The sequence below is a fragment of the Promicromonospora sp. NFX87 genome (assembly GCF_048564965.1).
Taxonomy (GTDB): domain Bacteria; phylum Actinomycetota; class Actinomycetes; order Actinomycetales; family Cellulomonadaceae; genus Promicromonospora.
Genome location: NZ_CP183413.1, coordinates 2811848 through 2832359, shown reverse-complemented (window position 1 = coordinate 2832359; position 20512 = coordinate 2811848). Strand labels below are relative to the sequence as shown.

Below are 20512 nucleotides of genomic sequence, written 5' to 3'. Positions count from 1 at the left end.
CGCACCATGACCACATCCCAGGTGCGGACCAAGCCCACCAGCCGCCGCCAATGGCTCGTTCCCGCGGGCCTCCTCCTGCTCGCGCTCGTCCCCGCGCTCGGCGGCGCCGCGCGCGTCTCCGAGCTGGCCGCCGACCCCGTGCTCACCGCTGACAACGCGCGGTTCGTGACCCAGCCGATCCCGGTGCTGGTCCACATCGTCTGCGTGACCGTCTACAGCATGCTGGGGGCGTTCCAGTTCGTCCCGAGCCTGCGACGACGCAGCTGGCACCGGCTGGCGGGCCGCGTCCTGTTCCCCGCCGGGCTCGGTGTCGCGCTGACGGGGCTCTGGATGACCGCGTTCTACGACCTGCCCGACAAGGACACCGTGGTCGTCAACGGGGTCCGCTACGTGGTCGGCGTCGTGATGGCGGTGTCGCTGGTCCTGGGCGTGCGCGCGGCGCTGCGGCGCGACTTCATGACGCACCGGGCCTGGATGATGCGGGCGTACGCGCTGGCCATGGGCGCGGGCACGCAGGCGCTGCTGATCGGCCCGTACATCGCGCTCGCGGGCATGCCGGGGCCGGTCGTCAACACGGTGCTCATGACGGCGGCGTGGGTCATCAACGCGGCGGTGGCCGAGTGGGTGATCCGTCGGCGGCGGATCGCCGCCCGGGTGTGACGCAAGCCATGCCGACGGCCGCGAGGTTTATGGCATGCTGGCAAGCAGCAGTACGCACACACGTGCTCCGGGGTCGGTGTAATTCCGAGCCGGCGGTTAAAGTCCGCGACCCGCGTCCTCCGCAAGGAGGACCGGTTGATCTGGTGAAACTCCAGGACCGACGGTGAAAGTCCGGATGGGAGGAAGCACGTGCGGCGTCGCCGTCCCCTGGGGCGTGCGTCGTCGTGACGTCGTGCGCGCGGGCAGGGCCGGTCGGCCTCGTCCGCGCCCCGTCGTCCACCCCGGAGCACCGAAGCTCGGGGAGGACAGCATGAACCAGCCACCGCTGGGCCGCGACGCGGCGTATGCGGCCACGACGCTCCAGGCCGCCATGCGCCGCGCTCTCGCGCTGGCCGCGCAGGGCCCGGCGTACGGCCCGAACCCGCGCGTCGGCTGCGTGCTCCTCGACCCGAGCGGCCAGCCGGTCGCCGAGGGCTTCCACCGCGGCGCCGGCACGCCGCACGCGGAGGCGGCGGCGCTGGCCGCCGCGCGCTCGCGCGGCGTCGACCCGCGGGGCACGACAGCGGTCGTGACGCTCGAGCCCTGCGCCCACCACGGCCGCACCGGGCCCTGCGCCGACGCCCTGATCGACGCCGGTGTGGCCGCGGTGCACGTCGCGGTCGCCGACCCGAACCCGGTGGCGACCGGTGGCGCGGCCAAGCTGCGCGCCGCAGGGATCGAGGTGACGACCGGCATCCTCGCCGAGGAGGGCGAGGAGCTGCTGCGCCAGTGGCTGCACGCCGTCCGGACCGGACGCCCCTACGTCACCCTCAAGCTTGCGACCAGCCTCGACGGGCGGGTCGCCGCCGCGGACGGTACGAGCCGCTGGATCACCGGCCCGCAGGCACGAGCCCACGCCCACACGATCCGCGCGCAGGTCGACGCGATAGCCGTCGGCACGGGGACTGCCCTGACCGACGACCCGTCGCTCACCGCACGGACGATCGACGGCGGCCTCTTCGAGCACCAGCCGCTCCGGGTGGTCGTCGGCCGCCGCGCGGTGCCCGAGGATGCTCGCCTGCGCGGGCCGGGCGGTGCGCTGCTGCACCTGCCCGAGCACGACCTCGGCGCCGTCCTGCGGGAGCTCGCGGAGCGCGAGGTGCGCCATCTCCTCGTGGAGGGCGGCCCCACCCTGGCCACCGCGCTGCTCGCCGCCGACGCGGTGGACGAGCTCCACGCGTACGTCGCACCGGTGCTGCTCGGCGCGGGCGCGACCGCCGTCGGCGACCTGGGCGTCACCACGATCGGCGACGCCGCACGCTTCACCACCCACGACGTGACCCGGCTCGGCGACGACGTGCTGTTGGTAGCGCGTCGCGTCCAGCCTGCCCGGCCCACCGAGCCCACGGCGGCCACCGCGGCCACCGAGTCAGTCCAGCCAGTCCAGCACGGTCGGCTCAGCCGGCACACCAAGGAGGAGATCTGATGTTCACCGGAATCATCGAGGAGCTCGGCTCCGTCGTCGCGCTCGACCGTCCTGACGGTGACGACGGCGCGGACGCCGTCGTCACCGTCGCGGGCCCGCTCGCCGCGTCCGACGCCCGGCCCGGTGACTCGATCGCCGTCGACGGGGTGTGCCTCACCGTCGTCTCCGTGGCGGACGGTTCGTTCGTCGCGGAGATCATGCCCGAGTCGCTGGGCCGCAGCTCGCTCGGGGGCCTCGTCCCGGGTTCCGTGGTGAACCTGGAGCGCGCACTGCCCGCGAACGGCAGGCTCGGCGGGCACGTCGTCCAGGGACATGTCGACGGCATCGCGACGCTGGTGCGCCGCACGCCCGGACCGCGCTGGGACGACCTGGAGTTCTCCGCGCCCGCTGCCCTCACCCGGTACGTCGCGGAGAAGGGCTCCATCGCGCTGGCGGGAGTCTCGCTGACGGTCACGTGGGTGTCGGACGGCGGCTTCGGGGTGTCGCTCATCCCGACCACGCTCGCCGCGACGACGCTCGGCAGGCTGGTCCCGGGCGACGTCGTGAACGTGGAGGTGGACGTGCTCGCGAAGTACGTCGAGCGGCTCCTCGCGGCGGATGCGACTACCGGCGTCGGCGACCTGACCGGGGCCGCACGATGAGCGCGGGCGGGACGGTGCACGTCATGCACCAGGACGCCGTGGACACGAGCCTCGTCGAGCGGGCCCTCGCCGAGCTCGCCGCCGGCCGCCCCGTCCTCGTGGCGGACGACGCGGGCCGGGAGAACGAGGTCGACGTGGTGCTCGCGGCGAGCGTCGCGACCGCCGAGTGGGTGGGCTGGACGGTGCGGCACTCCTCGGGCTACCTGTGCGCGCCGATGCCCGCGCACCGTGCGGACGCGCTGGAGCTTCCGCTGATGGTGGAGCGGAGCGAGGACCCCCGGAAGACGGCGTACACGGTGTCCGTCGACGCCGCGGTGGGTGTCACGACCGGCATCTCGGGTGCGGACCGGGCGCGGACGCTGCGCGTGCTGGGCGACCCGTCCTCCGGCCCGCAGGACCTGATCCGGCCGGGGCACGTGCTGCCCCTGCGGGCGCGGCCAGGCGGCGTCCTGGAGCGCACCGGGCACACCGAGGCAGCTGTGGACCTCGTGCGGCTGGCGGGCCGTGCGGGACAGGACCTGGGCGAGGTGGGCGCCATCGCCGAGCTCGTCCGGGACGACGGTGCCGTGATGCGCCTGGACGAGGCGTACACCCTGGCCGAGGAGACGGGGCTCGTGGTGCTGACCGTCGCGGACCTGGTGGCGTGGCGCCGGGTGCACGACCCTGCGCCACAGGCCGGCGACCCGGCGGTCGAAGGCGCCGGCGCCCCGGACGCGCGGGTGCTCCGGGCAGGGGAGGCGTCGCTGCCGACGCGGCACGGGAACTTCCGGGTGGTGGCGTACCGGGACCTGCGGTCGGGTGCGGAGCACCTGGCGCTGACACCCGTGGCGCTGTCCGGCCCGCGCCGTACGGGCTCCGTGCAGGAGGAGACGATGCGTGCGGGCTCCCTGGTCCGGGTGCACTCCGAGTGCCTGACGGGTGACGCGCTGGGCTCTCTGCGGTGCGACTGCGGTCCGCAGCTGGAGGCCTCGCTCGCGGCGGTCGCCGCGGAGGGCGGCGCCGTCGTGTACCTGCGGGGCCACGAGGGCCGCGGCATCGGCCTGGCGGCGAAGATCCAGGCGTACGCGCTGCAGGACGGCGGCCGGGACACCGTGGAGGCGAACGTCGACCTCGGGCTGCCGGTGGACGCGCGGGAGTACGGCGCGGCGTCGGCCATCCTGGCGGACCTCGGGCTCGACGGCGTGACGCTGCTGACGAACAACCCGGAGAAGGTCGCGGGCCTGCGGGCGGCGGGCACCGACGTCGTCGGGCGCCGGGGGCTCGTCGTGGGACGCGGCGTGCACAACCACCGGTACCTGGAGACGAAGCGCGTGGTCATGGGCCACCGCATCGAAGAGCTGGACCTTGATCTCGAGCTCGAGCCGAGCCTTGAACCGAGCTTTGAACGAACGATGAACGAGGACGAAGGAGCATGCGCATGAGCGGCGCTGGAGCACCGAAGGTGACTGTGGACGGTAGCGGCCTGCGGGTCGTCGTGATCGCGGCGAGCTGGCACGAGCAGGTGATGGACGGGCTGCTGGCGGGTGCCCGGAGGGCGCTACGGGAGTCGGGCGCCGACTGGACCGAGGTGCGCGTGCCCGGCTCGTTCGAGCTGCCGGTCGCGGCGGCGCGGGCGGCAGCCGGGGGAGCGGACGCCGTGGTGGCGCTCGGAGTAGTGATCCGTGGCGGCACGCCGCACTTCGAGTACGTGTGCTCCGCGGCGACGACCGGCCTGACGGACGTGAGCGTCCGCACCGGTGTTCCCGTCGGGTTCGGTGTGCTGACGTGCGACGACGAGGCACAGGCGCTGGACCGGGCGGGCCTGGAGGGCTCGAGCGAGGACAAGGGTGCCGAGGCGGTGGAGGCTGCCGTCGCCACGGTGGTGACGCTGCGCGACCTGACTCTCGCTCCAGTCCTGCATTAATAGTGTGCCAAGCGTCTAGAACATCACCCGCGCCTCGCAAACAGGCCAACCAGAGCCTGAAAGAACGGGGGCCTCGGCACATGTACGGGGTATGGGAACCACACGTACTCAGCGGGCGGCAGCACGGTTGATCTCACGATCGGCGTTGCGGACGGCGGTCGTCAGCGCCTCCGTCGCAGCGGTCACGGCAGGCGGGCTCGCCGGCTGCTCGGCGGCGCAACCGGCCGGGGGAGCGAAGCCCTCGGGCACGGCGGAGACCGCGGACTCGACGCGGGAGACGCAGGAGTCGCAGGATCAGTCGGGCGGGTCCGCCTGCGTCGACTGGGTCTTCTTCGACACCCCGGCGGAGGCGGCGTCCGACGCGGGCGCCGTGCTCCGGGGGACCGTGGTGGAGCAGGACGGCACGGTGCGGATGTACGGCGTCGAGTCCAACCGCTGGCTGGTCACAGTCGAGGAGGTGCTCGAGCGGCCGGATCCGCCGTCGGGCCGCACGCAGACGCAGCCCGAGCTCGACGTCTCGCCCGGGGAGCAGATCGCCGTCGTCTCGACGCCGCAGACGTGCAGCGGGGAGGCGTATAGCGGGGGTGACCCGCTCGACCCGGCGAGCGGTCTCGGCGGCGCGGACGGCTCCGTGATCATCCTCCTGTCCGCCGCCTTGGGAGACGGTATGGGCGACGGCTTCGGCGACGGCTCGGCGGAGGGCAACGCCGCCGACGGCTTCCACCTCATCACGCCGTATCAGGGCGTGCTGACCCCGGCCGAGGACGGCGCGCTGCCGTCGAAGTGGCCCGCGTCATAGCGGCGAGTGGCCACCACGTGGGACGGCGAGGGCCGGCGCCCCCGTCGCCCGACTAGGCTGGGCCCGTGAAGACCTTCGAGACCTTGTTCGCCGAGCTGACCGAGAAGGCCGAGACCCGTCCTGCGGGTTCCGGCACCGTGGCCCAGCTGGACGCCGGCGTCCATGCGATCGGCAAGAAGGTAGTGGAGGAGGCCGCCGAGGTGTGGATGGCGGCCGAGTACCAGTCGGACAGCGAGACCGCTGAGGAGATCTCCCAGCTCCTGTACCACCTGCAGGTCCTGATGGTCGCCAAGGGACTGACCCTCGAGGACGTGTACACGCATCTGTAGCGGGACCTTGTGTCTCGCGCCCAGATCCGTCGTACACCCAGAGAGGAATCAACCACATGCTGCGCATAGCCGTCCCCAACAAGGGTGCCCTGTCCGGCCCCGCCTCCGACATGCTGCGCGAGGCGGGCTACCGCCAGCGCCGTGACACCCGCGAGCTCGTGCTCGCCGACCCTGAGAACGACGTCGAGTTCTTCTTCCTGCGCCCCCGCGACGTCGCGGTCTACGTGGGCACCGGAACGGTCGACGTCGGCATCACCGGCCGTGACCTGATGCTCGACTCGGGCGCGGACGCCGTCGAGCACCTCGGCCTCGGGTTCGCCCGGTCCACGTTCCGGTACGCGGCACCCGCGGGCCCGGGCGAGACCGACCCCGTGACCGACGTCAGCCAGATCGCCGGGCGGCGCGTGGCGTCGTCGTACACGACGCTCGTGGCTCAGCACCTGGCCAAGCAGGGTGTCGAGCCCGCCGCGATAGTGCACCTGGACGGCGCGGTGGAGTCGAGCGTGCGGCTCGGCGTCGCGGACGTCATCGCCGACGTCGTCGAGACGGGCACCACGCTGCGGGCCGCGGGCCTGGAGGTCTTCGGCGAACCGATCCTGCGCTCGGAGGCCGTGCTCATCCGGCAGTCCGACGCCGAGCCGCCCGCCGGCCTCGACATCCTGACCCGCCGCCTGGAGGGCGTGATCACCGCCCGCGAGTACGTGCTCATGGACTACGTGGTCCCCGCGTCGCGGCTGGAGGAGGCGGTGGCGATCACGCCGGGCAAGGAGTCCCCGACCGTCTCGGCGCAGCACCACAGCGATGCCTGCGCCGTGCGCGTCATGGTCCCGCGCCGGGAGACCAACCGCATCATGGACGCCCTGTACGACGTCGGGGCACGCGCCATCATCGTGACGTCGATCCACGCCTCGCGGTTGTAGGCCTCATGGGTGCGGGGGCGGGCACGGGTCGGGGGGCAGCGGGCAACGCCCCTCGCCGTGACCGTGACCGCTTCCGCACCTTCCGGGGGCGCTTCGGCACGCCGACGGCGTACGGACTGGCGGTCCTGGCCGGCGGCGGCTGCACGTTCGTCGCGCTGGCGTCGGGCACGGCGGACACCGCCAACCGCGTGGCGATGATCGTCTTCGGGCTGGTGGGCGCCGTGATCGCGTGGCGCTTCGGCGCCGTGCGCGCCGTCCCGGACCCGGGCGGCCTCACCGTGGTCAACTACGCCACGAGCCGCCGGCTCGTCTGGGCCGAGATAGTGACCGTGCGGTTCGGGCCGAACGATCCGTGGGTGCACCTGGACCTGGCCGACGGCGACGTGCTCGCCGTGATGGGCATCCAGCGGGCGGACGGCGAGCACGGCATGGCCGAGGCGCGCCGCCTGGTGGCGCTCATCGCCGAGCTGGGCGAGGCCGAGGAACCCGACCCCCGTTCGCCGAGATAGAACTCTGGCGAGATAGAACCGCAAGTTCTGCGGTTCTATCTCGCCAGAGTTCTACTTCGCCAGGGTTCTATCTCGCCCTGGTTCTAGGCGGATTCAATCGGTGGTCGCAACACCGGTCGTGTCCGCTGACAGTAGCTTGCTCATTGCTTCGTAGGGTGTGTGCCAGTCCAGGACCTTGCGGGGTCGTCCGTTCATCACGAGGGCGACGTCCGCGAGGTCCTGGGCTGTGTGGACTCTCAGATCGGTGCCCTTGGGGAAGTACTGGCGCAGCAGGCCGTTGGTGTTCTCGTTCGTGCCGCGTTGCCAGGGCGAGTGCGGGTCGCAGAACCACAGATCCAGGTCCTCGACGATCTGGATGCCCGCGAACGGGGTCATCTCCCGGCCCTGGTCCCAGGTCAACGAGCGGCGCAGGTGAGCCGGCAGGCGGGTGATCTGTTCGCGCATCGCGGTGGCGACCTGCTGCGCGCCGTGCCCGTCGGGCAGGTGCAGCAGCATCAGGTACCGCGTCTGACGTTCGACCAGGGTTCCGATCGCTGAACTGTTCCGGGTGCCGGTGATCAGGTCGCCTTCCCAGTGCCCGGGCACGGCCCGGTCCTCGATCTCCTCGGGACGCTCCGAGATCATGACCTCGGGTGGTAGCACGTGGGCACCACCGGCGCGTTGAGCACGGGTCACTGCCTGCGGGCGGCGGACCGCGCGCCCCGACCGCAACGCGGTATGCAGCTCTTTGCGCAGCCCACCGCGGCCCAGGACGTAGAGCGACTGGTAGATCGCTTCGTGGCTGATGCGCATGTTCTCATCATCGGGGAACTCGACACGCAGGTGGCGGGAGATCTGCTGCGGGCTCCACGAGCGGGCCTTACCCGTGCCCGGCTCGTGCCCTGCCAGACGCTCACCGATCCAGGCGGCCAGGGCCGGATGGGTGGCCAGCTTGCCGGGCTTGGGCCGGGCCAGGCGTTGCTCGGCCCGGCGGTGCGCGACCGAGGCCTTGTAGCGGCGAACGTCGGGATGCGTGCCCGCGGCCAGCTCCCGGGTGATGGTCGACGGCGCCCGCCCCAGCACCCTCGCGATCTGACGGGCGCTGGCACCCTCAGCGCGTTGCAGCGCGATCTCCTCGCGTTCGGCGAAGGACAGCAACCGGCCCGTGGGCTTGGTCAGGGACACGTCGGGCATCCCGCCAGCCTTACGGATCCAGGCCTGCGCTGACCAGGTCGTGATCCCGGCAGCCTCAGCGGCTACCGGGATCCGACCATGAGCGCGTAACTCAGACCAGAAGGCCCGCCGGTGCTCCCGCGGCACGGGTAGACGACTCCAAGACTTCATCGAACACCCCGATCATCAAGGGGTGTTGCGACCACCAGTTGAATCCGCCCTACTTCGAGGGCCGCTGGTCAGCGGCTGGTGCGCGCGTCCCAGTGCGGGGTGGTGCGGGCACGGGGGCCACGCTCGCCGTCGGGACGGCGGTGGTCGCCACCGCTCCGGGGGGCACGGTCACGGTCGCCGCCGGTGGTACGCGCGGGGCCGCGGTCGAGCGTGATGCGGAGCGGCTTGCCGGCCACGCGGGCGCGGCCCAGACGGTCCAGCGCCTCGGTGTCCAGCGGCGCGATGATGTCCACCAGCGAGAAGCTGCCGAAGATGTCGATCTTGCCGACGTCGGCGCCGGTGATGCCGCCCTCGCCGGTCAGCGCACCGACGATCCCGCCCGGCTGCACGCCGTGCGTGTGGCCGACGGCGATGCGGTAACGCGTGCCACGGGCCGGACGGCGGATGCCGCGGTCACCCTCGGACCGGCCGCGCGGAGCGCCGCGGTCGCCGGACCGGTCGTGCCGGTCACCGTCGCGCGTGGTGCGCCTGGCGGCCGCCGACTTGGCCTCGGCCTGCTCGCGCTCGTACTCCTCCTGCTCGGCGCGGGCACGGGGGCCGTCGTCGCCGACCGCGAGCGCCGCCATGGCGGCTGCGATCTCGATGGGGTCGGTGCCGGTCTCCTCCGCGTAGGCGCGGATGAGGTCGGTGTACATCTCCAGGCGGCCGGCTTCGCGGCGGGCCGCTACCTTGCCGAGTGCGCTCTTGACCTGGTGGGCCGAGACGTCGCGGGGGGAGGGGATGGCGACCTCTTCGAGCGAGGCGCGGATGGTGCGCTCGATGCTGCGGAGCTTGCCGCGCTCGTGGGGGGTGACGAAGGTGAGTGCTTCGCCGGTGCGTCCGGCGCGGCCGGTGCGGCCGATGCGGTGGACGTAGGCCTCGGGCTCGCCGGGGACGTCGAAGTTGACGACGAGTCCGATGCGGTCGACGTCGAGGCCGCGGGCTGCGACGTCGGTGGCGACGAGGACGTCGAGGGCGCCGGAGCGGAGTCGCTCGACGATCTTCTCGCGTTCCTTCTGGGCGACGTCGCCGGAGATGGTGGCGGCGGAGATGCCCTTCTCGATGAGGGCGGAGCCGACGTCTTCTGCTGCGCCGCGGGTGCGGGTGAAGACGATGGCGGCGTCGGCGTCGGAGGTGGCGAGGACGCGGGCGAGGGAGCCGACCTTGTGGCGGAAGGGCACGACGGCGTAGGTCTGGCGCACCGCGGTGACGGTGGAGGCCTGCCGGGTGACGGCGATCTGCACGGGGTCGGTCATGTGGTGGTCGGCGACCTTGCGGATGGCCGGCGGCATGGTCGCGGAGAAGAGAGCGACCTGGCGCTTGGTGGGTGCCTGGCCGAAGATCTCCTCGACGTCCTCGGCGAAGCCCATGCGGAGCATCTCGTCGGCCTCGTCTAGGACGAGGAAGCGGATGTCCTCGAGCTTGAGGGCGCCGCGGTCGAGGTGGTCCTTGATGCGGCCGGGGGTGCCGACGACGACGTGGACGCCGTCGCGCAGGGCGCGCTGCTGGGGGATGTAGGGGGCGCCGCCGTAGACGGGCAGGACGCGGACGTCGTCGAGCTCGGTCGCGAAGGACTCGATGGCGTCGGCGACCTGCATGGCGAGCTCACGGGTGGGGGCCAGGACGAGGGCCTGGACCTTGCGGAGCTTGGGGTCGATGGCGGCGAGCAGCGGGAGGCCGAAGGCTGCGGTCTTGCCGGTGCCGGTCTGGGCGACGCCGGTGATGTCGCGGCCGGCGAGCAGCTCGGGGATGGCGCGTGCCTGGATGGCGGAGGGCGTGACGAAGCCGAGCTTGTCGACGGCTGCCATCAGCTGGGCGGGGAGGCCGAGGCTTGCGAAGGTCGGGCCGGTGGGCTCGGGCTCCGGGGCGGGCGCTGCCGGCTCGGCGGCCTGCTCCGGGGCGGGTGCCCCGGGGGCCGTGGTCTCCGGGGTGGTGTCCTCGGAGGTGACGGCCGCGGGGGCCGTCTGGTCGCCGGTGTCGGCGGTGGCCTGCTCGGTGTCCTGCTCAGCAGGCGCGATCAGGTCATGGGTGTCGATAGACATGCAGTGATGCACCGTTCGTCGTCGCGGGCGGAGTCAGGGCCGAGGTGAGGGCCCTCGCGTCGCTCGCTCCCGAAACACCTTCCCCGCAGCCGAGGCTGCGGGCCTGTCTCGCACGTTCTGTGCACACACGGGAAGACGACGAACTCCATGGGGATGTGGCACCACCCTATCCGCTGCTGGGCCTGTCGGCACAGACTGCGGGAGCGTGACGTGCAGCACGCGGGTGATGTTGTGCGTGGTGAGAGGCGTTGTCGGGCCGTCGGACGGCGCGCCAGTGCGGATACGCAACGCTCTCCCCGTAGTATGGCGGCCGAGACGAAACCGGCGTGAGCAAGGGCGGTGAGCGTGTCCACTGGGGCGGAGATGAGCTCCCGGGTCCTGACCGTGCCCAACATGATCAGCCTGGTGCGGCTGGCGCTCGTGCCGGTCTTCGCGGTGCTGATCGTCGTGGGCGAGGACGGCTGGGCCCTGCTGGTGCTCGCTGTCTCGGGTGCCTCGGACTGGCTCGACGGTGTGCTTGCCCGTCGCCTGAACCAGGTCACCCGGCTCGGCCAGATCCTTGACCCGTTCGCCGACCGGCTCTTCATCTTCGTGACGCTGATCGGTCTGGCGTGGCGCGAGGTGGTCCCGCTGTGGCTGGTGCTGGCGATCGTGGCGCGGGACGTGCTGCTCGCGCTGACGGTGCCGATCCTGGCCCGCCTGGGCTACGGGACGCTCGAGGTAACGCTGGTCGGCAAGGTCGCGACGTTCGCCCTGCTCTACGCGTTCCCGCTGCTGCTCCTCGCCGCGGTACCCGGCTGGCTGGGCGCCGCGGCGCACGTGGTGGGCTGGGCCTTCACCTGGTGGGGAGTCGGCCTGTACTGGCTGGCAGGGCTGCAGTACGTGGCCCAGGTGCGGCGCCTGGCGGCCGCGGCATGACCGCTCCGCACGCCCCCGCCCCGCACACCAGCACCCCCCGCCCCGCAGGACGGCGTCCCGACGAGTCGATGACCCTGCTGCGCGAGGTCACGGATCGGCCGCTCGACCCGGGCTACGCGCAGATGGCGCGGCGACGCGCGGAGGCGGGGGAGACGACGTCGCGCCGCGGGACGGTGGGCAGCCTGGGCCTGCTCCTGGTCGCCGTGCTGCTCGGTGCCGCGACCACCGTCGCCGTCCTCGACCTGCGAGCGCCGCAGCCGTTGGTCACGAAGGGCCGTACGGTGCTCATCGAGCAGATCCAGGAGCGCAGTGCCGTGGTGGAGTCGCTGTCGCGGCGTTCCGCGGAGCTCAGCGCGGAGGTGGACGGGCTGCAGGGTGCCGCGTTGCTGCCGTCGGCGCTGGTGGAGATCAACGAGCTGGACCGGTGGGTCAACGGTGCGGTGCCGGTGCGGGGCCCTGGCATGGTGGTGGAGCTGACCGACGGCGCGGGTGGTGGGCTGGTGGATCCGGGGGACGCGCCCGCGGAGTCCCGGGTGCGGGACGCGGACGTGCAGTTCGTCGTCAACGAGCTGTGGGCGGCGGGGGCGGAGGCGATCGCGGTGAACGATCAGCGGCTGACGTCGTTGTCGGCGATCCGGAACGCGGGGGACGCGATCCTGGTGGATCTGCAGCCGTTGAACGGGCCCACGTACACGGTCGAGGCGGTGGGTGACCCGGAGGACATGCAGGTCGAGTTCGCGCGTTCGGCGGGCCTGGGGTTCCTGCAGCTGCTGAGCGCGGAGTACGGGATCGAGCACGAGGTGAGCGCGAGCGAGGGGATGCACCTGCCGGGTGCGGGTTCCCCGACGCTGCGGTACGCGCAGACAGCGCAGTCAAGGCAGGCAGGACAGGCAGGACAGTCAACGCAGGACCGATCCGAGGAGGACAACGGATGATCGCGATCGTCGGGCTCGTGATCGGGGTGGTCGCCGGTCTCGTGCTGCAGCCGACCGTCCCGCTGATACTGCAGCCGTACCTGCCGATCGCGGTGGTCGCAGCCCTGGACGCCCTGTTCGGGGGTCTGCGGGCGATGCTCGACGGGCTGTTCGACGACAAGGTCTTCCTGGTCTCGTTCCTGTCGAACGTGGTGGTGGCGGCGTTCATCGTGTTCCTGGGTGACCAGCTCGGCGTGGGCGGGCAGCTGTCGACGGCGGTGGTGGTGGTGCTGGGTATCCGCATCTTCTCGAACGCCGCCTCCATCCGCCGGCACATCTTCAAGGCGTGAGCATGGGCGACGAGCGCGACAGGACCGAGCAGGACATCCCGCCGGCGTCGGGCTGGAAGCGTGTCGTGCAGCTGCTGCGACCCCGTGGCACCCGCTCCGAGCTGCTCACCGGCCTGCTGTGCCTGGCGCTGGGCTTCGCGCTGGCCGTCCAGGTGGGGCAGTCGACGGGGGACCAGCTCAGCAGCCTGCGCCAGGACGAGCTCGTGCGGCTCCTGGACGAGGTGACGCAGCGCGCCGACCAGCTCGACGCGCAGGTGGCGGACCTGGAGGACATCCGGGACGACCTGCGCTCGGAGGACGGCCGGGACCAGGCCGCGCGGGACCTCGCGCGGCAGCGCGCCGAGCAGGAGGGGATCCTCTCGGGCCGGCTTCCCGCCCACGGTCCGGGCGTGCAGGTCCACGTGGCCGACGGCGACCGGCCCCTGGAGGCGCAGGTGCTGTTCAACCTCCTGGAGGAGCTGCGCAACGCCGGCGCCGAGGCGATCCAGGTCAACGGCGTACGGCTCGTCACCACCAGCTACTTCGTCGACTCGGGCGGCGGCGTCGTGCTCGACGGCGCCGCCATCGCCTCCCCGTACGAGTGGACCGCCATCGGCAACCCCGAGACGATCGACCGCGCCCTCGAGATCCCCGGCGGCGCCCTGCCCCGGATCCGGGAGGAGGGCGGCGAGGCGACCACCACCGTCCTTGACCAGGTCAGCGTCGATGCCGTGCGCATCCCCGGCGAGCCCGAGCACGCCGAACCGGCCCAGGAGAAGTGACCGGAGAGTGACTCGCGCCACGTTTGCGCCGGTTCCTGGCGGAGATCACCGCCACATCGGGCCGAGCTGTGAAAACTGGCATGCGGAACGGCCGTGACCTGGGTAGTTTTATCCGGGTTGGTTCCCTTCTATGGTTCCCGCCTCGAACCTGATCGAGGTAGGTTGAGTGGAACCCGGACGCGGTCCCGACCGTTGTCCGAACGTAGCGCCCCGCCTTGTGACCGACGCAGTATCACCACCGCACCCGAGGAGACCTGATGACGGACCCCAGCGCCCATCCGGTCGGGCCCGATACCACGGCCAACCTGGGTCGGATCGCGTTCCCGACCTCAGACGAGCAGGCGCCCCGCACGGCGCTCAGCCCCGAGGAAGCCGCCGCCGTCGCCGCCCTGCCGCGGCACTCCGCACTGCTCATCGTGCAGCGCGGCCCGGGATTCGGCGCCCGCTTCCTCCTGGACACCGGCCGCAGCGTCGCCGGCCGCAGCGAGCAGGCCGACATCTTCCTCGACGACGTCACGGTCTCCCGCAAGCACGCCGAGTTCGTCCGCGAGGGCGACTCGTTCGTCGTGCGCGACATCGGCTCCCTGAACGGCACCTACGTCAACCGCGGCCGCATCGACGCCGCGACACTGGTGACCGGCGACGAGGTGCAGATCGGCAAGTTCCGCCTCACCTTCCACGCCAGCCCGCAGTCGCCGGCGCAGTGGGGCGCGGGGACGCCCGCCCCGTGACGGCCGGAGCCGCACGCGACCATCGTGGGGTCCACGGCGGCACCGAACCGCGTCATGACCGCGCCCACGAGCGCAACCGTGACGACGAACGCGACGACCAGCAGGGTCAGGAGCACGGCGCCGCGCAGGACGACCTCGACGCGCCCTGGCCCCGCGGGATCTCCCGCCAGGCCACGATGCGCATCAGCGACGTCCTGCGGGCGCTGGGCCAGGAGTTCCCGTCCGTGTCGCACTCCAAGCTCCGCTTCCTGGAGGAGCAGGGCCTGATCGATCCGGTGCGCACGCCGTCGGGCTACCGCCAGTACAGCCAGGCCGACGTCGAGCGCCTGCGATTCGTCCTCACCGAGCAGCGCGACAGCTACATGCCGCTGAAGGTGATCAAGGAACGCCTCGCCGCGATGGACGCCGACCCAGACTCGGCCGAGCACCCCGCGCCCCGCCTCGCCGGCACGGGCGCGCCCGCCCGGCGCCGCTGGACCGCGCAGGCCGTGGCCGACGCCGCCGGCGTCACCGAGGAGTTCGTGCAGGACCTCGCCCAGGCAGGGCTCCTGCCCGCGTCGGGCGGCACGTTCGGCTCGGGCGCCGTCGAGGTGGCCCGGATCGCGGGCGCACTCGCCGAGTTCGGCATCGAACCGCGCCACCTGCGTTCCTACCGCACTGCCGCCGACCGGCAGGTAGCGCTCGTGGACCAGGTCGTCGCGCCCCTGCGCAGCCAGCACGCCAGCGCGGCCCGCGGCCGCGCCGCGAGCATGGCCAGCGACATGGGCGAACTGTTCACCCGCTTGCACGCCGCATGGGTCCGGCAGGGTATCGACGACCTCGGCTGAGCCGTAACCGCCACAAAAAATCACCCACCATTGCCACCGGGCGACCGGTCCGTGACCAGAAATTTGTCCCGAGCGCGCGACGAGCGACCATCAATGGCCGTACGGTGAAAGCGTGAGGCCGGACGACGTGCCGATGGTCCCCGTGGAGATCCTCGGCGTTCGACAGCAGCAGCGCGATCAGGAGATCGTCGTGCTGCTGCTCGACAGCGCCGCCGACCTGGCCATCCCCATCGTCATCGGAGCGCGCGAGGCCAGCGCCATCGCCATGGCGCAGGCCGGGCTGGCCACCCCACGCCCCATGACACACGACCTCCTGCGCGACGTGCTCGGCGCAGTGGGCGTCGCGCTCGAACGAGTGGACATCGTCGCGCTGGAAGGCGGCATCTACTTCGCCGAGCTCGTCCTGAGCAACGGCGTCCACCTCGACTCCCGAGCCTCCGACGCGATAGCGCTGGCCGTCCGCACCGGCAGCCCCGTCCTGTGCTCCGCCGAGATCGTCGCACTGGCCGGCGTAGAGATCGTCGACGTCGACCAGCAGGCCGAGGTCGAGCGGTTCCGCGACTTCCTCGACCACGTCACACCCGAGGACTTCCTGGGGCCGCCGGGAGGTGGAGCTCAGGGCGGTGGTGGTCGAACCGGGTGAAAAGGGATCAATCTGGTGGGTGAAAACCCACCAACTCGCGACACGCCGAACCTTTCACGGCGCGCATCTTTGAAATCACCTTCGACGCGCCTTAGCGTGGCCACGACACCCCAGGAGGCACAGTGAACACCAGCGGTGAGAGAGCCACACGCGCTACGGTCCCGCACGGCGCGCAGGGTCTCCTCTTCGGTGAGGACCTGACGGAGCAGGACGCCACGACGGGCTACCGCGGAACCACGGCATGCCACATCGCCGGCATCACGTACCGTCAGCTCGACTACTGGGCCCGTACCGGCCTCGTCGAGCCGAGCATCAAACCGGCCACCGGCTCCGGCACGCACCGGCTGTACAGCTTCCGCGACATCCTCGTGCTCAAGGTCGTCAAGCGACTCCTCGACACAGGCGTCTCCCTGCAGCAGATCCGCACCGCGGTCACTGCCTTGCGCGAGCGCGGCGTGGACGACCTGGCGCAGATCACGCTGATGTCCGACGGCGCGAGCGTGTACGAGTGCACCTCGCCCGACGAGGTGGTCGATCTCGTCGCCGGCGGCCAGGGCGTGTTCGGCATCGCGGTCGGACGGGTGTGGCGCGAGATCGAGGGCCACCTGGCCCAGATGCCGACCGAGACCCTCGACCAGGGCGAGACCGGTGAGGTCCCCACGGTCGAGGGCGACGAGCTCGCACAGCGGCGAGCAGCCAGGTCCGCCGTCTGACAGCCGCTGTCACACCCACCATCGCACCGACCGACACACCGTTCGAACCAGCCGTCTGGGACGGGGCGCCACGCACCCCGACCAGGCGGTCTGCCGTATCCAGGGGTCAGGCGTAACCTGCGAGCATGCAGCTCACCTTCCACGGCCACGCGTGCGTCTCCCTCGACCTGCCCGACGGCGGCGGCACCCTCGTGCTCGACCCCGGCACCTTCAGCGACACCGCCGCCGCGCTCACGCGCGCGGTGGCCGTGCTCGTCACGCACGACCACCCCGACCACGTGGACGTACCCGCCGTCGTGGAGCACCTCGGCTCCGCACCGGACGCCCAGGTGTGGGCCACCGCGCCGGCAGTCGACGCCCTGCGGGAAGGTGGCGCACCGGCCGACCGCGTGCACGAGGTGACTCCCGGCCAGGTGCTCGAGATCGCGGGCGCGCGCGTCACGGTGGGCGGCGGCGGCCACGCCCTGATCCACCCGGAGATCCCGCGTGCGGTCAACGTGACCTACCTCGTGGAGGCCGACGGGGCCAGCGCGTTCCACCCCGGCGACTCCTACGACGCCCCTGCGGCCCTGCCGGCCGCCGGGCTCGACGTGCTCCTGCTGCCCGTGGCGGGCCCGTGGATGAAGCTCGCCGAGGCCATCGACTTCACGCGGTCGGTCCCGGCCCGTACCGTCGTCCCGATCCACGAGGCGCTGCTCTCCGAGATCGGGCTCAACATCGTCGGAGCGCGGCTGGACACGGCGCGGCTCAGCGGCGACTACACGTACTCGCGGCTCCGGACGGGGGAGTCCCTGAAGGTCTGAGCCGGCGGCTCGTCACAGCAGGGGGCGCAGCGGGATCAGGAGGTACTCGCCGATCTTGGCGAGCGCGCCGCGTTCCTCCCACTGCGCGAGCGTGAGCTCCTGCGCGTTGGACAGGTCCATGGCGAAGATGTCCTCCATGCGGCCGGCGAGGCCCGGGTCGACGACCTCGAGGTTGATCTCGTAGTTGCCGGTGAGGCTGAGCCGGTCGATGTTGGCGGTGCCGATGGTGGTCCAGCGGCGGTCGATGGTGGCGGTCTTGGCGTGCACCATCGCGCCCTGGTACAGGAAGATCCGCACCCCGCCGCGCAGCAGGGAGGCGTACTGGCCGCGGGCGAGCCAGTCGGCCACCACGTGGTTGGAGCGGTGCGGCACCAGGACGCGGACGTCGACGCCGCGTGCGGCGGCCGCCAGCAGCCCGGCGTGGATGTCGTGGTCCGGGATGAAGTACGCCTGGGTGATGTAGACGTGGCTGATGGCCCGGTCGATGGCGTCGAGGTAGATGCCCCGGATGGGGAACACGAGCTCGGAGGGCGCGTTGCGCGCGGCCTTGAGGTGGGGCAGCCAGGTCCCGGACCCGGCGTCGGCCAGGACGGGGTGGCGCTGCTTGCGGTGCCGGTTCCAGAAGTCGACGAAAGCGTTGCGCAGCTCCCACGCGGAGGGCCCCTGGAGGCGGACGTGGGTGTCGCGCCAGTGCGTCGCGTACAGGGAGCCGATGTTGTACCCGCCGACGAACCCGGTCTCGTCGTCGACCACGAGGATCTTGCGGTGGTCGCGGCCCGAGGTGCGGATGTTGAGGTAGGCCATCCCGGGGCGCAGCACGGGGAAGCGCAGCACGTGCACGGCGGGCGGGAAGCGGAAGAACGAGTACGGGACGACGAGGTTGGCGAAGCCGTCGACGATGACGTACACCTCGACGCCGCGCGCGGACGCGTCGATCAGGGCCTGCTTGAACCGCTGGCCCATCTCGTCGTTCTTCCAGATGTACGACTCGAGCATCACGGTCCTGCGAGCGCCGGCGATGGCCTCGAGCATCGCCTCGAACAGGTCGGCGCCGTACGTGTAGACCGTGGTGGCGGTCTCGTCGATGTGCTCGGTGAGCGGCTTCTCCGTGGGGAACTTCGACGTGAGCGGGTGCAGGCGCTGCCGGATCTTGTCCGTGACGGTGAGCGCCACCGCCGCTCCTACCGGTACCGCTGCCGCGATGATCGCGGCCCGGGTCGCGAACGTGCGGGCACGCTGCATGAAGTCGGTCGGCACGTCGAGCGTGAGCTTGGGCAGGTTGCTGGGGAGGTTACCGGGGACCTTGCGAGACGCCACGGGTTCACGGTACCCGGTCTCACATCCAGGATGGCGGAATTACGTCTCGCCCGGCGCCGTCACGCGGTCGGCGCACGCGGGCGAGACGTCGTCGCGTGCTGCCGCCGTCGTTATTCGAGCGAATTTCGCCCCGCGTGTCCCTATGCTCACAGCGACGACACCGATGCCCGCCGTGGTGCCGGCGGCAAGGCTCCTCGGTCACGAGGTCCCCGACCGGACCATCTGTCGTGAACGGTGGCCCGACGGAGGGACTTTCCATGTCAGGACCGGGTCCCGCGCGCCGGGTACGGCGTCGGATGCAGAGCGTGCGGCGCTGGGTGCTGGGCGTCGTCCTCGTCACGGTGCTCGTCGTCGGCATCCTCGCGGGCGACCGGTACTCGTCCGCACCGGACGGACCTCGTGCGTGCACGGCCGAGGTGCGGCCCGTCAGCTTCGGGGATCCGGGTGTCGGCCCTACTGTGCCGGCGCCACCGGAGACGATCCCGGACCTGAGGGGCCTGAGCCAGGTCGGCGGCGTCGTGAACGATGCCAGCTGCCTGAACGAGGTCCCCGTGCACGGTGTCGTGCGTCCCGGTACCGAGGGGGACGTCGTGGCGGCGGTCGCGTACGCGCGGCGGAACGACCTGGCGGTATCGGTGTCGGGGACGCGGCACGCGATGGGCGGGCAGGCGTCCTACCCGGGTGGCCTCGTGCTCGACATGCGCGGGCTCGACACCGTGACCGTGGACGCCGCGGCGGGCACGGTGCGGGTGGGAGCCGGTGCGACCTGGCGGAGCGTCCTGGAGACCCTGCACGCCCAGGGCCGGGCCGTGGCCGCGATGCCGAGCATCGACATCCTCAGCGTGGGCGGCACGGTCTCGGTGAACGCGCACGGGGTCGACTTCCGGCGGGGATCGATCGCCGGGACGGTACGGTCCCTGCGGCTCGTGTCCGCGGACGGCACGGTGCGCGACGTCGACCGAACGAGCGACCCGGACCTGTTCGCCGCGGTGATCGGTGGCTACGGGCTGTTCGGAGTGATCACCGAGGTGGAGCTGGAGACCGTGCCGGACACCGTGTACCGGCTGGAGCAGCGCGTGATCCCGACCGCGGACCTCGCGCGGACCTACCTCGAGGAAGTCGTGCCCGACGAGGACGCGCGCCTGATGTACGCCCACCTGTCCACGGCGCCGTCGTCCTTCCTCTCCGAGGCCATCCTCTACACGTACAGCGACGCCGGGACCCCCGGGAGCGCCGCCGAGCCGATCGGGCTGCTGAAGGACACCCAGAACTCCCGTGTGGGGCGGTTCGCGCTGAACCTCGCCAGGCACGGCGGCTTCTTCCAGGAGGCCCGCTGGGCCGCGCAGAAGCACGTGCTGCCGAGCTTCCAGCCCTGCGCCACCTCGCGCAACGCGGCGCTGCGCGACGCCGAGGCCTGCATGGTGGCCCGGACCCAGGCCACGTACAACGGGCTCGGGCTGCTCAACCACAAGCTGCCGGACCGCACCGATGTCCTGCACGAGTATTTCGTGGAGCCGGACCGGCTCGGCGAGTTCCTCCAAGCCGCGGCGCCCGTGCTGCGTGACCACGACGCCGAGCTGCTCAGTGCGTCCGTCCGGGTGGTGCACCGTGACGAGGTGCTCCTGTCCTACGCGCGGGGCACCCGGCTGTCGGTGGTCCTGTACCTCAGCCAGGACCTGTCCGACGCCGGGAACGCCGACATGGCGGGGCTGACACGACGGCTGGTGAAGCTCGCCCTGGAGCACGACGCCACGTTCTACCTGCCGTACCAGCCGCACTACACGCGCGAGCAGGTGGCGCAGGCGTACCCGACCCTTGATGAGTTCTTCGCGCTGAAACGGCAGCACGATCCCGAGGAGCGGTTCCGCAACGCGTTCTACACGCGGTTCTCCTGATCAGCCGAGC

22 protein-coding genes and 1 riboswitch are annotated in these 20512 nt (G+C 71.8%); of the genes, 19 read left to right on the top strand and 3 right to left on the bottom strand.

The genetic code is table 11. The features are described 5' to 3' along the window. Positions 1 to 6: 6 nt before the first annotated feature. The 9 genes from ACNYC2_RS12715 (at position 7) to ACNYC2_RS12675 (ending at position 7226) form a co-directional block, all read left to right on the top strand. On the top strand, positions 7 to 660 hold the full coding sequence (locus ACNYC2_RS12715; protein ID WP_419707370.1) for a DUF2306 domain-containing protein: 654 nt from the start codon (positions 7 to 9) through the stop codon (positions 658 to 660). Between the two features lie 58 nt (positions 661 to 718). Next, a riboswitch (FMN riboswitch) is annotated at positions 719 to 853 on the top strand. Positions 854 to 970: 117 nt separating this feature from the next. Next, entirely contained in the window at positions 971 to 2125 is a 1155-nt protein-coding gene (ribD, locus tag ACNYC2_RS12710) for a bifunctional diaminohydroxyphosphoribosylaminopyrimidine deaminase/5-amino-6-(5-phosphoribosylamino)uracil reductase RibD (RefSeq protein WP_419707369.1), read from the top strand. Next, on the top strand, positions 2125 to 2766 hold the full coding sequence (locus ACNYC2_RS12705) for a riboflavin synthase (RefSeq protein WP_419707368.1): 642 nt from the start codon (positions 2125 to 2127) through the stop codon (positions 2764 to 2766). The genes ribD and ACNYC2_RS12705 overlap by 1 nt, the downstream gene beginning before the upstream one ends. Before the next feature lie 23 nt (positions 2767 to 2789). Further along, positions 2790 to 4187: a 3,4-dihydroxy-2-butanone-4-phosphate synthase gene (gene ribB, locus ACNYC2_RS12700; RefSeq protein WP_419707367.1), complete on the top strand. Its 1398-nt coding sequence runs from the start codon at positions 2790 to 2792 to the stop codon at positions 4185 to 4187. Further along, positions 4184 to 4669: a 6,7-dimethyl-8-ribityllumazine synthase gene (ribH, locus tag ACNYC2_RS12695; protein WP_419707366.1), complete on the top strand. Its 486-nt coding sequence runs from the start codon at positions 4184 to 4186 to the stop codon at positions 4667 to 4669. Before ribB ends, ribH begins: the two co-directional genes overlap by 4 nt. Positions 4670 to 4796: 127 nt before the next feature. Continuing rightward, on the top strand, positions 4797 to 5468 hold the full coding sequence (locus ACNYC2_RS12690; RefSeq protein ID WP_419707365.1) for a hypothetical protein: 672 nt from the start codon (positions 4797 to 4799) through the stop codon (positions 5466 to 5468). A gap of 65 nt (positions 5469 to 5533) precedes the next feature. Then, a complete protein-coding gene (locus ACNYC2_RS12685; protein ID WP_108494143.1) occupies positions 5534 to 5797 on the top strand; it encodes a phosphoribosyl-ATP diphosphatase in 264 nt (87 codons plus the stop codon). Positions 5798 to 5853: 56 nt separating this feature from the next. Then, entirely contained in the window at positions 5854 to 6717 is an 864-nt protein-coding gene (gene hisG, locus ACNYC2_RS12680; RefSeq protein WP_419707364.1) for an ATP phosphoribosyltransferase, read from the top strand. Positions 6718 to 6722: 5 nt separating this feature from the next. Continuing rightward, positions 6723 to 7226 carry a PH domain-containing protein gene (locus ACNYC2_RS12675; protein WP_419707363.1) on the top strand — a complete coding sequence of 168 codons (504 nt, stop codon included), beginning with the start codon at positions 6723 to 6725 and terminating at the stop codon, positions 7224 to 7226. 93 nt (positions 7227 to 7319) lie between these two features. On the opposite strand, the gene ACNYC2_RS12670 is transcribed toward ACNYC2_RS12675, so the two are convergent. Continuing rightward, positions 7320 to 8399 carry an IS30 family transposase gene (locus tag ACNYC2_RS12670; protein ID WP_419705570.1) on the bottom strand — a complete coding sequence of 360 codons (1080 nt, stop codon included), beginning with the start codon at positions 8397 to 8399 and terminating at the stop codon, positions 7320 to 7322. A gap of 218 nt (positions 8400 to 8617) precedes the next feature. Next, complete coding sequence (locus tag ACNYC2_RS12665) at positions 8618 to 10630, bottom strand: DEAD/DEAH box helicase (RefSeq protein ID WP_419707362.1); 2013 nt, start codon at positions 10628 to 10630, stop codon at positions 8618 to 8620. A 363-nt stretch (positions 10631 to 10993) separates the two neighbouring features. Here ACNYC2_RS12665 and ACNYC2_RS12660 point away from each other — a divergent pair, with 363 nt between their 5' ends. From ACNYC2_RS12660 to ACNYC2_RS12620, 9 genes are all read left to right on the top strand, one after another. Beyond that, the gene (locus tag ACNYC2_RS12660; protein WP_419707825.1) at positions 10994 to 11548 is read left to right on the top strand and encodes a CDP-alcohol phosphatidyltransferase family protein; all 555 of its coding nucleotides are present in this window, start codon (positions 10994 to 10996) and stop codon (positions 11546 to 11548) included. Then, on the top strand, positions 11545 to 12483 hold the full coding sequence (locus ACNYC2_RS12655) for a DUF881 domain-containing protein (RefSeq protein ID WP_419707361.1): 939 nt from the start codon (positions 11545 to 11547) through the stop codon (positions 12481 to 12483). Before ACNYC2_RS12660 ends, ACNYC2_RS12655 begins: the two co-directional genes overlap by 4 nt. Further along, complete coding sequence (locus ACNYC2_RS12650; protein ID WP_108494149.1) at positions 12480 to 12812, top strand: small basic family protein; 333 nt, start codon at positions 12480 to 12482, stop codon at positions 12810 to 12812. Before ACNYC2_RS12655 ends, ACNYC2_RS12650 begins: the two co-directional genes overlap by 4 nt. Before the next feature lie 2 nt (positions 12813 to 12814). After that, entirely contained in the window at positions 12815 to 13573 is a 759-nt protein-coding gene (locus ACNYC2_RS12645; protein WP_419707360.1) for a DUF881 domain-containing protein, read from the top strand. A gap of 257 nt (positions 13574 to 13830) precedes the next feature. Further along, entirely contained in the window at positions 13831 to 14304 is a 474-nt protein-coding gene (locus ACNYC2_RS12640) for an FHA domain-containing protein (RefSeq protein ID WP_116675148.1), read from the top strand. Then, positions 14301 to 15131 (top strand): MerR family transcriptional regulator, encoded by an 831-nt coding sequence (locus ACNYC2_RS12635; protein WP_419707359.1) that lies wholly within the window; start codon positions 14301 to 14303, stop codon positions 15129 to 15131. The genes ACNYC2_RS12640 and ACNYC2_RS12635 overlap by 4 nt, the downstream gene beginning before the upstream one ends. A 133-nt stretch (positions 15132 to 15264) precedes the next feature. Beyond that, entirely contained in the window at positions 15265 to 15774 is a 510-nt protein-coding gene (locus tag ACNYC2_RS12630) for a bifunctional nuclease family protein (RefSeq protein ID WP_357508774.1), read from the top strand. Between the two features lie 122 nt (positions 15775 to 15896). Further along, the gene (locus ACNYC2_RS12625; RefSeq protein ID WP_116675150.1) at positions 15897 to 16487 is read left to right on the top strand and encodes a MerR family transcriptional regulator; all 591 of its coding nucleotides are present in this window, start codon (positions 15897 to 15899) and stop codon (positions 16485 to 16487) included. A 125-nt stretch (positions 16488 to 16612) separates the two neighbouring features. After that, positions 16613 to 17290: an MBL fold metallo-hydrolase gene (locus tag ACNYC2_RS12620; protein WP_419707358.1), complete on the top strand. Its 678-nt coding sequence runs from the start codon at positions 16613 to 16615 to the stop codon at positions 17288 to 17290. Positions 17291 to 17302: 12 nt separating this feature from the next. Here ACNYC2_RS12620 and ACNYC2_RS12615 read toward each other — a convergent pair whose 3' ends face one another. Then, positions 17303 to 18532, bottom strand: coding sequence for a phospholipase D-like domain-containing protein (locus ACNYC2_RS12615; protein ID WP_419707824.1), 1230 nt, complete (start codon positions 18530 to 18532; stop codon positions 17303 to 17305). 332 nt (positions 18533 to 18864) lie between these two features. Here ACNYC2_RS12615 and ACNYC2_RS12610 point away from each other — a divergent pair, with 332 nt between their 5' ends. Beyond that, positions 18865 to 20502 (top strand): FAD-binding oxidoreductase, encoded by a 1638-nt coding sequence (locus tag ACNYC2_RS12610; RefSeq protein ID WP_419707357.1) that lies wholly within the window; start codon positions 18865 to 18867, stop codon positions 20500 to 20502. The last annotated feature ends 10 nt before the right edge of the window (positions 20503 to 20512 follow it).

What these genes read in the sequence shown, in the direction of transcription:
- ACNYC2_RS12630 (WP_357508774.1), top strand. Translation starts at nt 15,265, where the DNA reads ATGGTCCCCGTGGAGATCCTCGGCGTTCGACAGCAGCAGCGCGATCAG.
- ACNYC2_RS12670 (WP_419705570.1), bottom strand. Translation starts at nt 8,399, where the DNA reads ATGCCCGACGTGTCCCTGACCAAGCCCACGGGCCGGTTGCTGTCCTTC.
- ACNYC2_RS12610 (WP_419707357.1), top strand. Translation starts at nt 18,865, where the DNA reads ATGTCAGGACCGGGTCCCGCGCGCCGGGTACGGCGTCGGATGCAGAGC.
- ACNYC2_RS12650 (WP_108494149.1), top strand. Translation starts at nt 12,480, where the DNA reads ATGATCGCGATCGTCGGGCTCGTGATCGGGGTGGTCGCCGGTCTCGTG.
- ACNYC2_RS12675 (WP_419707363.1), top strand. Translation starts at nt 6,723, where the DNA reads ATGGGTGCGGGGGCGGGCACGGGTCGGGGGGCAGCGGGCAACGCCCCT.
- ribH (WP_419707366.1), top strand. Translation starts at nt 4,184, where the DNA reads ATGAGCGGCGCTGGAGCACCGAAGGTGACTGTGGACGGTAGCGGCCTG.
- hisG (WP_419707364.1), top strand. Translation starts at nt 5,854, where the DNA reads ATGCTGCGCATAGCCGTCCCCAACAAGGGTGCCCTGTCCGGCCCCGCC.
- ACNYC2_RS12640 (WP_116675148.1), top strand. Translation starts at nt 13,831, where the DNA reads ATGACGGACCCCAGCGCCCATCCGGTCGGGCCCGATACCACGGCCAAC.
- ACNYC2_RS12620 (WP_419707358.1), top strand. Translation starts at nt 16,613, where the DNA reads ATGCAGCTCACCTTCCACGGCCACGCGTGCGTCTCCCTCGACCTGCCC.
- ACNYC2_RS12615 (WP_419707824.1), bottom strand. Translation starts at nt 18,532, where the DNA reads ATGCAGCGTGCCCGCACGTTCGCGACCCGGGCCGCGATCATCGCGGCA.
- ACNYC2_RS12715 (WP_419707370.1), top strand. Translation starts at nt 7, where the DNA reads ATGACCACATCCCAGGTGCGGACCAAGCCCACCAGCCGCCGCCAATGG.
- ACNYC2_RS12655 (WP_419707361.1), top strand. Translation starts at nt 11,545, where the DNA reads ATGACCGCTCCGCACGCCCCCGCCCCGCACACCAGCACCCCCCGCCCC.
- ACNYC2_RS12705 (WP_419707368.1), top strand. Translation starts at nt 2,125, where the DNA reads ATGTTCACCGGAATCATCGAGGAGCTCGGCTCCGTCGTCGCGCTCGAC.
- ribB (WP_419707367.1), top strand. Translation starts at nt 2,790, where the DNA reads ATGCACCAGGACGCCGTGGACACGAGCCTCGTCGAGCGGGCCCTCGCC.
- ribD (WP_419707369.1), top strand. Translation starts at nt 971, where the DNA reads ATGAACCAGCCACCGCTGGGCCGCGACGCGGCGTATGCGGCCACGACG.
- ACNYC2_RS12660 (WP_419707825.1), top strand. Translation starts at nt 10,994, where the DNA reads ATGAGCTCCCGGGTCCTGACCGTGCCCAACATGATCAGCCTGGTGCGG.
- ACNYC2_RS12645 (WP_419707360.1), top strand. Translation starts at nt 12,815, where the DNA reads ATGGGCGACGAGCGCGACAGGACCGAGCAGGACATCCCGCCGGCGTCG.
- ACNYC2_RS12665 (WP_419707362.1), bottom strand. Translation starts at nt 10,630, where the DNA reads ATGTCTATCGACACCCATGACCTGATCGCGCCTGCTGAGCAGGACACC.